Annotated in this window: 15 protein-coding genes; 8 read left to right on the plus strand and 7 right to left on the minus strand. The window is 43.6% G+C overall.

Features of this window, described 5'->3' with window-relative positions:
• Positions 1-158 precede the first annotated feature (158 nt).
• From ABDD94_RS15540 to ABDD94_RS15550, 3 genes are all read left to right on the plus strand, one after another.
• Positions 159-2,447, plus strand: a complete 2,289-nt coding sequence (locus ABDD94_RS15540; protein ID WP_345953040.1) for a GH92 family glycosyl hydrolase — start codon at positions 159-161, stop codon at positions 2,445-2,447.
• Between the two features lie 16 nt (positions 2,448-2,463).
• The gene (locus tag ABDD94_RS15545; protein ID WP_345953041.1) at positions 2,464-2,949 is read left to right on the plus strand and encodes a nicotinamide-nucleotide amidohydrolase family protein; all 486 of its coding nucleotides are present in this window, start codon (positions 2,464-2,466) and stop codon (positions 2,947-2,949) included.
• A gap of 91 nt (positions 2,950-3,040) precedes the next feature.
• Entirely contained in the window at positions 3,041-3,901 is an 861-nt protein-coding gene (locus ABDD94_RS15550) for a polysaccharide deacetylase family protein (protein ID WP_345953042.1), read from the plus strand.
• Between the two features lie 52 nt (positions 3,902-3,953).
• Here the strand turns inward: ABDD94_RS15550 and ABDD94_RS15555 are convergent, their stop codons facing one another.
• Both ABDD94_RS15555 and ABDD94_RS15560 read right to left on the minus strand, forming a co-directional pair.
• Positions 3,954-4,187 carry a hypothetical protein gene (locus tag ABDD94_RS15555; protein ID WP_345951180.1) on the minus strand — a complete coding sequence of 78 codons (234 nt, stop codon included), beginning with the start codon at positions 4,185-4,187 and terminating at the stop codon, positions 3,954-3,956.
• 24 nt (positions 4,188-4,211) lie between these two features.
• Positions 4,212-4,577: an STAS/SEC14 domain-containing protein gene (locus ABDD94_RS15560; protein WP_345953043.1), complete on the minus strand. Its 366-nt coding sequence runs from the start codon at positions 4,575-4,577 to the stop codon at positions 4,212-4,214.
• Positions 4,578-4,928: 351 nt separating this feature from the next.
• Between ABDD94_RS15560 and queG the strand changes: the two genes are divergently transcribed.
• Together queG and ABDD94_RS15570 are read left to right on the plus strand one after the other, a co-directional pair.
• On the plus strand, positions 4,929-5,858 hold the full coding sequence (queG, locus tag ABDD94_RS15565; RefSeq protein ID WP_345953044.1) for a tRNA epoxyqueuosine(34) reductase QueG: 930 nt from the start codon (positions 4,929-4,931) through the stop codon (positions 5,856-5,858).
• Between the two features lie 77 nt (positions 5,859-5,935).
• Positions 5,936-7,189, plus strand: coding sequence for a glycosyl hydrolase family 28 protein (locus ABDD94_RS15570; RefSeq protein WP_345953045.1), 1,254 nt, complete (start codon positions 5,936-5,938; stop codon positions 7,187-7,189).
• A gap of 56 nt (positions 7,190-7,245) precedes the next feature.
• On the opposite strand, the gene ABDD94_RS15575 is transcribed toward ABDD94_RS15570, so the two are convergent.
• Positions 7,246-7,593 carry a VOC family protein gene (locus tag ABDD94_RS15575; protein WP_345953046.1) on the minus strand — a complete coding sequence of 116 codons (348 nt, stop codon included), beginning with the start codon at positions 7,591-7,593 and terminating at the stop codon, positions 7,246-7,248.
• 111 nt (positions 7,594-7,704) lie between these two features.
• Here ABDD94_RS15575 and ABDD94_RS15580 point away from each other — a divergent pair, with 111 nt between their 5' ends.
• Positions 7,705-8,010: a hypothetical protein gene (locus ABDD94_RS15580; RefSeq protein WP_345953047.1), complete on the plus strand. Its 306-nt coding sequence runs from the start codon at positions 7,705-7,707 to the stop codon at positions 8,008-8,010.
• 30 nt (positions 8,011-8,040) lie between these two features.
• Here the strand turns inward: ABDD94_RS15580 and ABDD94_RS15585 are convergent, their stop codons facing one another.
• From ABDD94_RS15585 to ABDD94_RS15595, 3 genes are all read right to left on the minus strand, one after another.
• Positions 8,041-8,961: a helix-turn-helix transcriptional regulator gene (locus tag ABDD94_RS15585; RefSeq protein ID WP_345951174.1), complete on the minus strand. Its 921-nt coding sequence runs from the start codon at positions 8,959-8,961 to the stop codon at positions 8,041-8,043.
• A 12-nt stretch (positions 8,962-8,973) separates the two neighbouring features.
• Positions 8,974-9,873, minus strand: coding sequence for an NAD(P)H-binding protein (locus ABDD94_RS15590; protein WP_345953048.1), 900 nt, complete (start codon positions 9,871-9,873; stop codon positions 8,974-8,976).
• A 219-nt stretch (positions 9,874-10,092) separates the two neighbouring features.
• Complete coding sequence (locus ABDD94_RS15595; protein WP_345951172.1) at positions 10,093-11,112, minus strand: exonuclease domain-containing protein; 1,020 nt, start codon at positions 11,110-11,112, stop codon at positions 10,093-10,095.
• Positions 11,113-11,220: 108 nt separating this feature from the next.
• Here ABDD94_RS15595 and ABDD94_RS15600 point away from each other — a divergent pair, with 108 nt between their 5' ends.
• Positions 11,221-13,194: a DUF3857 domain-containing protein gene (locus ABDD94_RS15600; protein ID WP_345953049.1), complete on the plus strand. Its 1,974-nt coding sequence runs from the start codon at positions 11,221-11,223 to the stop codon at positions 13,192-13,194.
• Positions 13,194-15,104 carry a DUF3857 domain-containing transglutaminase family protein gene (locus ABDD94_RS15605; RefSeq protein ID WP_345953050.1) on the plus strand — a complete coding sequence of 637 codons (1,911 nt, stop codon included), beginning with the start codon at positions 13,194-13,196 and terminating at the stop codon, positions 15,102-15,104. Before ABDD94_RS15600 ends, ABDD94_RS15605 begins: the two co-directional genes overlap by 1 nt.
• Here ABDD94_RS15605 and ABDD94_RS15610 read toward each other — a convergent pair.
• Complete coding sequence (locus ABDD94_RS15610) at positions 15,097-15,219, minus strand: hypothetical protein (protein WP_345951169.1); 123 nt, start codon at positions 15,217-15,219, stop codon at positions 15,097-15,099. The genes ABDD94_RS15605 and ABDD94_RS15610 overlap by 8 nt on opposite strands.
• Between the last annotated feature and the right edge of the window lie 16 nt (positions 15,220-15,235).

Genomic DNA, 15,235 nt, shown 5'->3' on the forward strand with positions numbered 1-15,235 from the left:
ACTTATACCGATTATACATATTTATAGTTACTATAAATATGTATAATGATAAAAGCTGGTAATATGGTGACCGTAGTGTGGTCCTCCACTGTAAAAACATAGTACCTGATTGTGTCACATTGGCAACTGTTTTATATTTGTTACATCAACACATACCCATGAAGTATATCTGGTCTCTTATTATATTTTTGATAGCCACCGCAGTACAAGCCCAACAGGTAAACAAAGTAACCGATCCGGCCGAGTGGGTGAACCCGCTTATGGGTACCGACTCAAAGCCCGATCTGAGCAACGGTAATACTTACCCTGCTGTGGGTGTACCCTGGGGGATGAATTATTGGTCGGCCCAAACAGGCACTATGGGCAACGGCTGGATGTACCAATATGCGGCTGATAAGATACGGGGCTTTAAGCAAACCCACCAACCCTCCCCCTGGATGAACGACTACGGGCAATTTGCCATTATGCCGGTAACTGGTAAAACCAAATTTACACAGGATGACAGGGCCAGTTGGTTTAGCCACAAGGCAGAGGTGGTAAAACCTTATTACTACAGCGTTTACCTGGCCGACCATGATGTAACCGCCGAGATGACCACCACTGAGCGTGCTGCGCACTTTCAGTTCAGTTACCCTAAAAGCGATAGCTCATTTATTGTAATTGATGCTTTAGACCGAGGATCGTATATCAGGATCATACCTCAGCAAAACAAGATTATTGGCTATACTACGCGCAATGCCCGCAGCAAGCCGGTTAATTTTAAAAACTACTTTGTAATTTATACCGACAAGCCTTTTACCATTGCACGGGCATGGCATGGTAAAACACTAGCCGGTGCCGATTCGCTGGAAATAACCAACAACCATGCAGGCGCTATTATTGGTTTTAAAACTGCTAAAGGCGAAAAGGTGCACCTGCGGGTAGCATCATCGCTCATTAGCTTTGAGCAGGCCGAACTGAATTTAAAGCGCGAGGTGGGCAATGACAGTTTTGAGGCCACCAAGCAAAAAGCTCACATTGCCTGGAACAAGGTACTTAGCCGCATACGGGTAGAAGGTGGCACGGCAGATCAAACCCGTACTTTTTATTCCTGCCTGTACCGTACGGTGATGTTCCCTAATAAGCTGTATGAAGTGGATGCTAACAACAAGGTGGTTCATTACAGTCCTTACACCGGCAAAACTATGCCGGGTTACAAATTTGCTGGCACCGGTTTTTGGGATACTTTCCGCGCGCTTTACCCTTTTTTAAACTTGGTGTATCCATCCATTAATAAAGAGATGCAGCAGGGCCTTATTAGTGATTATACGGAGGGCGGCTGGCTGCCCGAATGGAGCAGCCCTGGTTATGCCGATATTATGGTGGGCAACAACTCGGCATCGGTAGTGGCCGAAGCTTACCTGAAAGGTTTGCGGGGCTACGATATTAACAAGCTATACGAAGCCCTGCAGCACGGTGCTAACAACGAGGGCCCGGTCACCGCCACTGGCCGTTATGGTGTAAAATATTATAACGAACTGGGCTACGTACCTTATGATGTTAAAATAAACGAAAGCGCTGCCCGTACCTTAGAGTATGCTTATGACGACTTCGCCATTTATCAACTGGCCAAGGCCTTAAACCGTCCGGCATCCGAAGTAGAGTTGTACAAAACGCGCAGTCAGAACTACCGAAAGCTGTTTGACCCGGCAACGGGCTTAATGCGGGGTAAAAATAGAGATGGCAGCTTTCAGTCGCCTTTTAACCCGTTTAAGTGGGGCGATGCCTTTACCGAGGGTAACAGTTGGCACTACTCCTGGTCGGTGTTTCATGATGTGCAGGGGCTGATTAACCTTATGGGCGGCGAGCGGAAATTTATTTCCAAGCTTGATTCGGTATTTAGCCTGCCACCTGTTTTTGACGACAGCTACTATGGCGGTGTGATACATGAGATTCGGGAGATGCAGATCATGAACATGGGCCAGTATGCACACGGCAACCAGCCCATACAGCACATGATTTACCTGTATAATTACGCTGGCCAGCCTTGGAAAACCCAATACTGGGCTCGCGAAGTGATGAACCGCCTTTACAAGCCCACACCAGATGGTTACTGCGGCGATGAAGACAACGGTCAAACATCAGCTTGGTACGTATTCTCGGCCATGGGCTTCTACCCGGTATGCCCCGCAAGTGACCAGTATGTACTGGGGGCACCGTTATTTAAAAAGGTTACCCTAACACTTGAAAACGGCAAAACTGTTGTGATTAGTTCGCCCCAAAACAGTGATGCGAACAGGTATATAAACAGCTTAACCTTTAACGGTAAACCTTACGCTTACAATTGGTTAAGCCATCAAACATTATTAAAAGGCGGTGTATTGCATTTTAAAATGCAGTCTGTACCCAACAAAATAAGAGGAAACAGGCAAACAGATTACCCGTTTTCGATGTCTAATAAGCAGTAAACCAATTATTCTTTATATGCCATCTGATATCGTTATTGACTGTAGTCATACTTTAAAAGACCGTAAATTAACCATTGCATTTGCCGAGAGCGTAACCGCCGGTAAAGTTATATCTGAGTTTGCGCTTATACCCAATTGTGGCAGCGTACTTAACGGCAGTATTGTGTGTTACGACGTGAGTGTAAAAAAAAGCTTACTGGGCGTAACTGACGAAATGATTGAACAATTTACGCCCGAATCTGCTGAGGTAACAGAACAATTGGCCATTGGCCTGCGCAAGCTCATACCCTCCGACGTAATCGTTGCCGTTACCGGCCTTGCAGCGCCTGGTGGCAGCGAAACTGAAGAAAAGCCGGTAGGTACCATGTTTGTACATGGCTTTTTTAAGGACAAGCCCTGGAAACTTCGCCTTTATATTGATGATGAGCCAGAACAGGTGATTTTGAAAGCTATAGATGAAATAGCAAATTATCTGCTTAAGGAACTTGCAGTGAGCGCATAAAGCTTTCATATTTACTGTTACAATTTTATATACGTTTTCTTCTTATTTATTTTATTTTCGCCTCAGATACTTTTTGTGTATTTGTTATCCCATGTATAGAATATTTACAGCTATTGCCGCTTGTACCCTAAGTTTAGCTGCCTGCCAGTCGGGCAAAACGGCCAGTGTTACTGATAGTACTGCAACCACAACAACAGCCACTACTACAACCGCCACAACAGAGCCGGCAGCCAAAAAGCCAGGCAAAATGGGCACCAATGCCGAGATTATTGCCCGTAAGCAGGTGCCTATTTTGTGCTACCACCAAATACGCGACTGGCGCCCGCGCGACTCCAAAACAGCAAAGGACTATATTGTACCCATAGTCAGTTTTAAGGAAAAAATAAAGATGCTGGCCGATAGCGGTTACCATACCATACTGCCCAACCAATTGTATGATTACCTTACCACCGGCGCTGCATTGCCCAGCAAACCCATCATGCTTACATTTGATGATACCGATCTGGACCAATTTACCATTGCCAATCCCGAACTGAAAAAGTATGGCTTTAAGGCGGTATACTTCATCATGACCGTATCTATAGGCCGGCCTAACTATATGAACAAGGAGCAGATCAAACAACTGTCAGACGAGGGCAACGTAATAGCCAGCCACACCTGGGATCATCACAACTTTAAAAAGTTTGCCGGTAAAGATTGGGAAACCCAAATTGATAAGCCTACTAAAAAGCTGGAAGAAATAACCGGTAAGAAGATAGAATATTTTGCCTACCCGTTCGGTTTATGGAATGCGCAGGGCTTGCCCGAACTGCACAAACGTGGTTTCAAGGCAGCCTTTCAATTGGCTGAGAAGCGTGATCCTAATGATCCGCTGATGACCATACGCCGTATTTTAGATAGCGGTTACTGGAGTGCCAAAACCTTGCATAACAGTATTAAAAATAGTTTTTAACGCATTATTAAAAGCAAAAGCCCTTTCTGCATGCAGAAAGGGCTTTTGCTTTTTACAGGTTTTCGTTTGCCGGACCCTGACCTTTGTTGGATGACTCCTCACTCGGAGCACCGGGCGCGCCGCTATCATTATCGGGCACCACAGTATCTACGCGTTCATCATCTTCCTTAGTATGTTCGGTAGGCGTATTGCCTTTTGATAATTCGCTATCACCGGCATTTTCGCCTATCTGATCATTGTTAGGGCTGGTATCTTCGTTGCCATTCGGAGTGTTCTCGGTTGCCATAAGTAGTATATTTATAGTTGTTAATTATTCTGCTATCCATTTAACGGCCTCTTCCAGTTTATCTAACGAAAAACCTTTTGAAGTTCCCGGAATCAGGAATTTAAAAATATTGCTGGTAAACCATTCTACGCTTTTCTGGTCGGTTACTACGGCCACTTTCTTCCATTTCGTAAAATGCTTAAGGCCTACTTTTATATCGTCCCACCATGCCCCGGCGCTAAAGTTCTGCGCATCGGTTTCAAGTACCAGCAGGTAATTGATCTCGCCCTGGCGTTTTACCAGATCATCCAATCGTGGTATCAGTACGTTATCAATGTCTTCTTTGGTTACCTCTCCTATGGCATGTATGCCAATTATATTATCAGGTAAATCATTTATAAATTGCAGCATATAGGTTAAATGTTGTTTCGACTATACAACGCCTACAGAGCAAATGTGTTTGCCGGTAGTGGCATTTGGCTAATTGCCCAGTAAGTTTCCCTTTTGGGTGATATTGCCAAGCCCAAGACTTTCTTGTTGGTTTTGACAATAAAGTATACGCATTTGTGCTTTTAAGTTGCACCTGTGTTTACTAATTTTCAGGATCAATGCACTTACATTGGCTGCTCTTGGCGGTAAAGGCCGGTTACTACAAAGTAAGAGCTACAGCAACAGAGTAGATAAGGAGTGATAACACTAACCTATTTTTAAGCATTAAACAAGCCGAACTCAGACCACTTACAATTGTTTATCTTTGTATAAATGAATCAGCAGTTACAGCAATACAGCCAGTTAATTAAGGGCGAGGCTAAGCGCCTGGGCTTTATGTTCTGCGGTATTGCCAAAGCAGATTTTTTAGAAAAAGAAGCACCACGTCTTGAAAGCTGGCTAAAGCAAGGCCACCATGGCGAAATGAAGTACATGGAAAATCATTTTGATAAACGCCTTGACCCGCGTTTACTGGTGGATGGTGCCAAATCAGTAATCTCGCTCGCATTAAACTATTATACCGACCAGCAGCAGGCTGATCCACTAGCTCCTAAGATTTCAAAATACGCCTATGGCATGGATTACCATGAGGTAATTAAAGACAAGCTAAAGCAACTGCTTTACTTTATGCAGGAAAGCATTGGCGAGGTTGGCGGCCGGGCCTTTGTGGATTCGGCACCTGTTTTGGACCGTGCCTGGGCGCAACGTGCGGGCATTGGCTGGATTGGCAAAAACTCCAATCTGATCAACAAAAAGAATGGCTCTTTCTTCTTTTTAGCCGAACTGATTGTTGACGCCGAACTGGCGTATGACATAGCACCCACCACCGACCATTGCGGTACCTGCACCCGGTGTATAGACGCCTGCCCTACCGAGGCCATTGTAGCGCCCTACGTAGTTGACGGTAGTCGCTGCATTTCTTACCTCACAATTGAATTAAAAAACAACATCCCAGAAGAATTTAAAGGCAAAACCGATAATTGGATGTTTGGCTGCGATGTTTGCCAAAACGTTTGCCCCTGGAACCGCTTCTCGACCACACACAACGAACCCGCTTTTAACCCCAACCCCGACTTGCTCGGAATGAGCCAGCGCGACTGGCAGGAAATTACGCAGGAAACTTTCCAGCAGGTATTCAAAAAATCGCCCGTAAAGCGCACCAAGTTTGACGGACTAAAGCGCAATATTGAATTTTTAGTTTAAGGATGCATTGCTGCCTGAAAGAACAGGATGGCTTTGTAACGGTAAAATAATACTTTTACTATTCCTTACAACCAATTATGAGAAAACTTAGTTTATTAACCTTACTCATAGGCCTAGCTTTTAGTGCCTATTCGCAAGAGTACGTAATTACCAAATTTGGCGTTGCTGCCAACGACAGCACCAAACTTAACACCAAAGCCATACAGCGTGTTATTGATAATGCTAATGCCAAGGGCGGTGGCACTATTGTGATTCCAAGAGGCACTTACCTAACCGGCGCCTTGTTTTTTAAACCAAAAACCAAACTGCGCTTGCAAGAAGGTGCGGTGCTGAAAGGGTCTGACAATATTGGCGACTATCCTCTTCTACCATCACGTATGGAGGGCAGGAGCCTGGATTATTATGCAGCTTTGGTTAATGCGCGCAATGTAGATAACTTCAGCATTACCGGCCCAGGGGCTATTGATGGTAACGGACTTAAGTTTTGGAAAGGATTTTGGGCGCACCGCGATTCGATGAGCCGGTTAAAAAAGGAAAGTACCAATCTGGAAGTACATCGCCCAAGGTTAATTTTTGTTTGGGGTAGTAATAATGTGAACATTCAGAATGTGAAACTCCGTAACTCCGGTTTTTGGACCACCCACTTGTACCAGTGTAACAACGTGTTAATTGAGAATTGCGATATCCGCTCCCCCTTCAGGCCGGTAAAAGCGCCAAGCACCGATGGTGTAGATATTGACGTATGTAAAAAAGTAACCGTACGTAATTGTTACATATCGGTAAATGATGATGCTATTGTTATAAAAGGCGGTAAAGGCCCCGATGCACATAAGCGGCCCGAAAACGGCATAGTTGAGGACATACTGGTAGAAAACTGCACATTTGGCGAGGCGCATGCCACCCTTACCTTAGGGAGCGAATGCATACATGCCAAAAACATTGTAATGCGTAACTGCAAGGTGAACAACAACTGCCCCATCCTGAAACTGAAAATGAGGCCGGACACTTACCAGATATATGAGGATGTAACCGTTGAAAACATAACCGGCAAATGTGGGATGGTGATTGACATGAACCCCTGGAAACAGTTTTTTGATTTGGGCGGCAGCGCCGAAAAACCGTTCGGAACCGTGCGTAACATTACCATGAAGAATATTAAAGTAGAATGCAACAGCTTCGGCGCTATGGAGGGCAATATGGCCGACAAAGTAGCCAACGTAATTTTTGAGAATGTAGAGGCTACAGCTAAAAACCCTCAATTCAAAAACAAATACCAGGATATTAAAGCTAAAAACGTAACCTTAAACGGCACTCCGTTAGTGATACAATAACACATCATAAAACAACCTAAACAAACAAGGCTTTTTTTAGAAAAGGTCTTGTTTGTTTAAGCTATATCTTGTCCAAAAGTAAGCAGGTTATTATCCGGGTCGAGAATAGAAAACTCTGTTTGCATCCAGGGTTTGTGCTCCAGTTTATTGTAGTTAAGGTTTTTATCTTTTACAAAGTTGTACCAGCTTTCTATGTCATCCGTACGGATATAAACTTGCCCGTAGTTTTCTTTTGGGTCCAACGCGGCAAACTCAAAAAAGTGGATCTGAATATTGTCTTTCTGCACCATCAGGTAGCCTTCATAATCGCCGCCAAATTGCTCAAAGCCCAACTGCTTAAGATAAAAATCTCTGGTGGCAGCTTTGTTGCGCATAGGTAACTTGGGGTTGATATGGGTAAGCATAGGGATTATGATTTATATTAACGTGTAAAGTAAAGGTACGATGTTAATTTAAATTCGCATATTGTATCAACAGCGCATCAATCAGGTTGATCAACAATTAAATCCCTTATTATGAAGATAGTAGGAAAAAAGTTTGAGGTAGATTTTGGGGCGAAAGCCGTACTCGACATTGAAAGCGAAGCAAGCTTAACTTTTTATATCTCCGAAAAAGACGGCGTACAGGTAGACGAGTCTGAAACTGTGGAGATTGCCATTACGCAGATCAGGTCCAAAGTTTTTATGCTTACCTGGAAAGAAAAGAACGGCAATACTATAGTGCAACTGCAAGACCACAAAAAACAGGTTGTTTACATGAACTGGACCTGGCCCAACGGCAATTTTGTGCACGCTAAAGGGAGTATTAAACCAGTTAATTAACAAGTTTTACTTTAAGTATCCTTAGCCGATTCAGTTAAACGATTGCCTGAACTCCAAGGGCGACTGTGTAGTTTTTGTTTTGAACAGTTTACTGAAAGATTGAGGATGCTCAAAGCCCAGTTCATAAGCAATTTCACTCACAGATAAACCCGTTGTAGAGAGCCTTTCCTTCGCTTTTTCAATTAGTTTTTCGTGGATATGATGCTGGGTACTCTGGCCGGTTAATACCCTTAAAGCAGAACCTAAATACCCTGGCGAAAGGTTTAATTTTTCGGCAACGTACGTTACCGAAGGCAATCCCTTTTTCAGTAAATCTCCGTTTTTAAAGTAATCGTTAAGCACGTCTTCAAGCCGGTTCAGTATCTGGTGGTTGGTTATCTTCCGGGTGATGAACTGACGTTGGTAAAATCTTTCGGCGTAAGTAAACATCAGTTCCAGTTGGGCAATAATAATTTCCTGGCTGAACTTATCAATGTTAGCGTGGTACTCCTGCTCAATATTCAATATAATACCTTCAATAGTGGCCTCCTCTTTCTCCGATAAAAACAATGCTTCGTTCACCGAATAATCAAAATACTCGTACTGCTTTATTTTCTGAGCTAAAGGCGTGTTCCACAAAAAGTCAGGATGGATATATAATATCCATCCCGAATGCTTGAGATCTTCATCGCCACTTACTTCTATACCGAAAACCTGGCCGGGTGCCACAAAAGTGAATATACCACCATCAAAATCATATTCCTGCTGCCCATACTTCATCCGGCCGTTAAAGTTCCGTTTCAGAGCAATGCAGTAAAAGTCGAGCACCAAACTCATGGGTTCATCGTTGCTTAATCGCTTCATTTGTTCCACATTCACCACACTAATGAGTGGATGCTGGGGCTTAGGCAACTCCCTGAAATGATGTATTTCGCTTATGGTTTTAATCCTGAACGGTGTGCTACTGGCCATAATACAAGGTAATTACTTTTGTTTATAAACTGCTGCAAATTCCTGAGCAAAATCGGCCACCTTTACTTTACCCATTACTGCTGGTCTGTTTTTGTAATAGTCTTCGGCTAAAAGGCCGCTGTGTAAACCGGCGTACATTTCAACTAAACCAGCTGCAATGCCGGGGTTCATACCTGCGGTCTTCAAACCATTCAGCATTTCCTCGTCAGTTATAATATGCCATTGCAAATCTGGCTTGCCTATAGCTTCGCCAATAACACGGGCAGTATCATTGCAACTAAGCTCTTCGCTGGCTACGTACCTTATTTTAATGCCCGTAAGTGGCGTTTCCAATTCTTCGGCAACGGCAGCCGCTATATCTTTCGGCGATACCCAAGGCACAATGTCATCTCCGCCATAATTTGCAGCGATAAATCCGGCGTTTTTTATCATGTCTGCATAAGCGTATAAATTGTAATAGAATGATGTAGGGCGCATATGCGTAATCGCTACTTCGGGTGCTAACTCATCTAAAATAAGTTGCAAACCATGAGCACCAAGTAATATCCCTGAGCCCTTTTCCAACTGGCCGCCAATGGTGCTGAGGTTTACCACGCGTTTTACGCCCGATTGCTTAACGGCAGTTGCGTAATTGTGCCCAAGCCTGGTATAATAAGCAATAAGATCCAAATTGGGGTCGAAGTAATTGTTGGGCGGTACCATGGTGTAAACAGCATTGGCCCCAGCAAAGGTATCAGTTAAAAACCGAACGTCTTCTAGGGAGCCAATAGCTGCGGTAGCACCAAGGCTTTCTATTTCTGCTTGTCTTTCTGCACTGCTGCTAATTACGGTAACTGCATGTCCTTTCTGTACCAACTCTTCGGCAAGCGGTTTACTAATGTGTCCTAATGAACCTGTTACAATGATTTTCATATTTGTTTGTTTTGATACCCCAAAGCTCGGCTGTATCAAAACGGCAAACGTAACCGATTCAACTGTTGTTGTAGCCAAAACAGCTATTGAATAGACAAGCGCACAAAACAAAAAAAGGCGGGCTATCGCCCACCGTTTTTTGTTTTAAAGAATTATTTAGGAAGCAGGCAGTTTTGGCGCTTAATCAATAAGAATTAACCGATCAACTACTCCAGTAAATTAACTTTTCTTAAATTTATTAGCCAGCGCCTGTAGCATATCCTCATTTACGGGCTGAGCTGGTGTTTCATCTGGCCTTCGTTCCGGCTTTTGATATGGCTTTTGCTGAAAATTCGGCTTGTTGAAAGGCTTTTGAAACGGCTTCTTTTGGGTATTGCCATCAGCCTGTGCCGGTTTTTGCTGCGCCGGCTTGGGTTGCTGCGGACGAGGCGCCCGATGCTGGTTCCATCTATCGTGTATCTCTTTAACTTTTTGCTTGGTATACAGCGGAAAATCGCCCTGCATAATCCAGGCAAAGTAGCTGGGCTCTATATCAAACACGTCCTCAACCCGCTTGCCTTTATGCTTGCCGAAGTTAAACAGTTCTTCACCGGCATCATTGTAAACCATACGGCCTACAAAATCAACCGCGCGCTGCATGTTCGTAAATTCGTGCAAGGCAGCTATCTCATTTTGTACAGGTATTAGTTTGTTGCCCTTTTTGTCAATAAATTCGGTGTCTTTATATTTCTCAACCTGGGCCAGCAGCACTTCCATGGTGGCACGGGTATCTGCTTCGGCCGAGTGGGCGTTTACAATTTCCTTGTTGCAGTAAAACTGGTAAGCTGCCTTTAAAGTGCGCTGCTCCATCTGGTGAAAAATGTTCTGCACATCCACAAAGTGTCTTCCAGATAAATCGAAAGCAATACCAGCCCGTAAAAACTCCTCCATCAGCATGGGAATGTCAAACTTGTTTGAGTTGTAGCCTGCCAGGTCGGCGTCGCCTAAAAACTCAGCTATTTCGGTGCCTACCGCTTTAAATAAGGGAGCATCTTTCACATGCTCATCGTAAAAACCATGTATCAGCGAGGTTTCGAGCGGTATAGGCATTTCTGGGTTAATAACCCAGGTTTTGCTGGCCTCGCTCCCATCAGGTAATAATTTAATTATGGCTATTTCAATGATCCGGTCGGCGCCAACATTGGTACCTGTAGTTTCCAGATCAAAAAAAGCGAGCGGGCGTTTTAAGTTTAATTTCATTAACGGGCGTTTTCACAAAGGTCGTAAAACGTTTAAAAAGATTTGTTATAAGTTTTTATATTTATGCCATAGTATTTATTGCTTCAATCCTAAACTATTCCAATTTAAATGAGAAAACTTTTACTCCTGCTGGTAATCGCCGCCCTGGCCTGCAAACCCGCCTTTTCTGAAGACTTTCCCTACGGCAATTACAAGCTCGATGATATGAGCATGAAAAGCTACGCTAAAGACCCAACTGCAAACGCCGTTGTATTGCAAGAGTTTGGCAAGAGCTGGATTAGTAGTAATGATGGTTTACCATTGATACACGAGTATCACGTTAAAATAAAAATATTTAACAGCAAGGCTTTTGATGAAGGCAATGTGACCATCCCTATTTATAAATACGATAATAACAGCTTTCAGAGAGTACGCGATATCGAGGGCATGACCTTTTATACCGACGAGCAGGGCATGGTGCAACGCAGCGTTTTAGATAATAAAAAAGTCATCATTGAGAACCGTAATAAATACTGGGACCTGGTAAAGTTTGCGATGCCCAACTTACGCGAGGGATGCGTAATTGAATACAAGTATACCCTGGAGTCGCCCAACCCGCTAACTTTTCGCGACTGGGATTTTCAAAGCAGTATTCCTAAAATATATTCTGAATACGAAGCCCGTATACCGGCCTATTTTAATTTTAAAGCAACCTTACGAGGGCCGTACAAGCTTACTAAAAATTCGGGTGATATTGATCGTGATTGCTTTCAGGTACGCGGTAATAAGTGCGATTGTTCTAAACTCGTGTTCGTTATGGCCGATTTACCTGCCTTCATTAAAGAAGACCACATGACGGCTCCTAAAAATTTCATGTCGGCTATAAACTTTGAGTTGAGCGATTATATAAACCCATACGACGGCACCAAGCAATCGAAAACACAAACCTGGGCCGATATTGACAGATACCTGAAACAGCAGGATGAATTTGGAAGCCAGCTCCGTAAAACCAGTTTATTTAAAGAAAAGCTCCCTGAAATGATTGCTGGTAAAACCGATGATTTGGCTAAGGCCAAGGCAATATATGTGTATATTCAAAAACACATTAAGCATAACAATTATACCGGTATATGGTCATTAAACGGTATACGTAAAACGCTTGAAACCCGAAGCGGCAGTATTGGCGATATAAACCTGTCCCTTGTTGTAGCGCTCAATGCCGCCGGTATAAAAACAGAAGCAGTTTTGTTATCAACCCGCGAAAATGGTGTGGTTAATAAGCTTTACCCGGTGGTAAGCGATTTTAATTACGTTGTGGCAAAGGCCAACATAGGCGAAAACTCTTACCTGCTTGATGCTACCGACGCCCAACTGCCATTTGGTTTGCTGCCTATCGAGTGTATTAATGATCAGGGCCGCGTGATTAGTTTGGATAAACCGTCTTACTGGATCGGCCTGAAAGCCTCGCAAAAACGCGGTCAGACTTATTTAATGGATCTAACGCTGCAGCCAACTGGCAAGCTTACCGGTAAGATAACTCAATATTCGCTGGGATATGAGGCGCTGGAAAAACGAAAGGCAATTAAAAAATTTAACAGCCTGGACGAATATGTAGAGAACCTGGACGAGAAGATGCCAAAGATCAAGATTTTAAAATCAAACATAACCAATTTGGATAGTCTTGATTTGCCGCTTAGCGAGGTTTACGAAGTGGAAATGAATCTGTACAATGATTTGAACGCCAGCCGCCTTACTTTTAATCCCTTCATCTTTAACCGGTTTACAGAAAACCCTTTTAAACTGGCCGAACGTACCTATCCGGTTGACTGGGGCGCACCATTTGAAAGCCGGGTGGTGTTAACCATGCATTTACCTGCCGACTTTACAGTGGAAACACCTCCGCAACAATTGAGCGTTGGCTTGCCTAACACTGGTGGTCAATTCATCACGGATTACAATAACGACAAAAATGTACTGACGTTTTCTCACGTTATCAAGCTTAATCAATCCATATACTCGTCAGCAGAGTACCCTTACCTGAAGGAGCTTTTCAACAAGATTATACAAACAGAGAAGGCAGACATCGTATTCAAAAAGCAATAATGAAGCGTTTAAAATTAACTTTAGTGCTTGGCATTATAGCTTGCCAAAGCTACGCACAGGCCAGGTATGAAGTAGCTGCCATTGCTAAAGACCTGCTCCCCTATGCAAGTGCAGTGGTGCGTAACATGGAGGTAACAACCGAGGTTAAAGATTTGACCAACACTACTTACCACTATAAAACGGCAGTTACGGTACTTAACAAAAATGGTGATAGCGACGCCAGCATAAGAATTTGGTATGACAAGAGCCGCCGGATAAAATATTTGAAAGGGACCCTTTATAATGAACTTGGCATGCCCGTAAACAAATTTTCGGATAAAAACTTTACAGATCAAAGCGCGGCAGATGGCTTTTCGATGTTCACTGATACTCGTTTCAAATATTACCAGCCAGCCGTAACAGACTATCCTTACACTGTTGAATATGAGTATGAGGTTAATGCAAAGCAATCATTAAACCTAAGTGAATGGCAGCCCAATGCTGGCACAGGCACGGCGGTTGAACACAGTTCATTCCAGTTGGTCTGTAAGCCCGATTTTCCAATCCGTTACAAAGAAATTAATTACCAGGGTAAGGCTAAAACAGCTACTAATGCCGCCGGGCTAAATACCTACAGTTGGGAAGTAAGCAATTTAAAAGCGCTGCGCAATGAGCCTTACAGCCCCGATCCTGAACGTTACCAAACCATGGTAAAAATCGCTCCCGATCATTTCACTTATGAAGGCTTCGAAGGCTCGTTCAGCGATTGGAAAGGCTTAGGTGGTTGGGTATACAGTAAATTACTGGTTGGCCGAACCGTTTTGCAGCCCGCAACTGTAGCGTTTATAAGGGGTTTAACCGACACCATTACCAGTCAAAAATTAAAGGCTAAGGCAATTTATGAGTACATGCAGCGCAAAAGCAGGTATGTAAGCATACAAGTGGGTATAGGCGGGCTGCGGCCTTTTACTGCGAGCGAGGTTGACCAGCTCAGCTATGGCGACTGTAAAGGGTTAGTGAATTATACACAAGCGTTGTTGAAAGCTGTTAATATTGAGTCTTATTACTGCATAGTACAGGCCGGCAGTATGAAGAAAAGCCTGATGCCCGATTTTGCCAGCATAGAGCAGGGTAATCATATTATATTATGCCTTCCCTTTAAAAACGATACAACCTGGTTAGAGTGTACAAGCAAACACATGCCGTTTGGTTTTTTGGGTGATTTTACCGATGACCGCTGGGTTTTAGCTTGCACGCCAGATGGCGGAAAGCTGATGCATACACCGGTGTATACCTCGGCAGATAGCCGGCAGAGCCGTAAAGCGATGCTTACCTTAAAGGAGGATGGTGAGCTTGCCGGTAATATGGTCACTACTTTTGAGGGCACCCAATATGACAATATTACGCTTACGCCCGGCGAAATTAGCGACGAGATTAAAGACGCCGTTAAACGCTACAGCATAGAAAATCTGGAAATTGAAGACTTGAAATTAAGTCCGTTAAAAACGTTGCATCCGGTTAATAACGAAGAGATGAAATTTAAGGCGCGTGATTACGCCTCGGTATCGCGCGGGAAATTATTTTTTATGGCTAACCTGGCCAACCGCCGTACTTCGGTGCCCCGCGAAGTGCGCAACCGAACTACAGAAGTGTATATAAACCGTGGCTATACTGATGTGGATGAGATTACTTACCAAATACCCGCAGGCTATAAGTTAGACAACAACCCGCTTTTAGTTACTATTAACAAGCCCTTTGGCAGGTACACGGCCAGCGCTTTTCTGAACAAGGATAACCAGGTAGTTTATAAGCGCACACTGGAAATTATCGACGGCACTTATCCTAAAGAGAAATACGAGGAACTGGTTGACTTTTACCAGCACGTAGCCGATGCTGACAACCACAAAATTGCCCTGGTAAAGGCTAACTAAACAGCATAATGCCTACAATAATACCAATAATCATAATCACGTAAAGCAATATCTCATTACCGGCAAACTGCTTATATTTAGTCCAAAAGGAGTAGTCTTCTTTTTGCTTTGACATATACAGCACAAAGATA

Source organism: Mucilaginibacter sp. PAMB04168, assembly GCF_039634365.2.
GTDB lineage: Bacteria > Bacteroidota > Bacteroidia > Sphingobacteriales > Sphingobacteriaceae > Mucilaginibacter.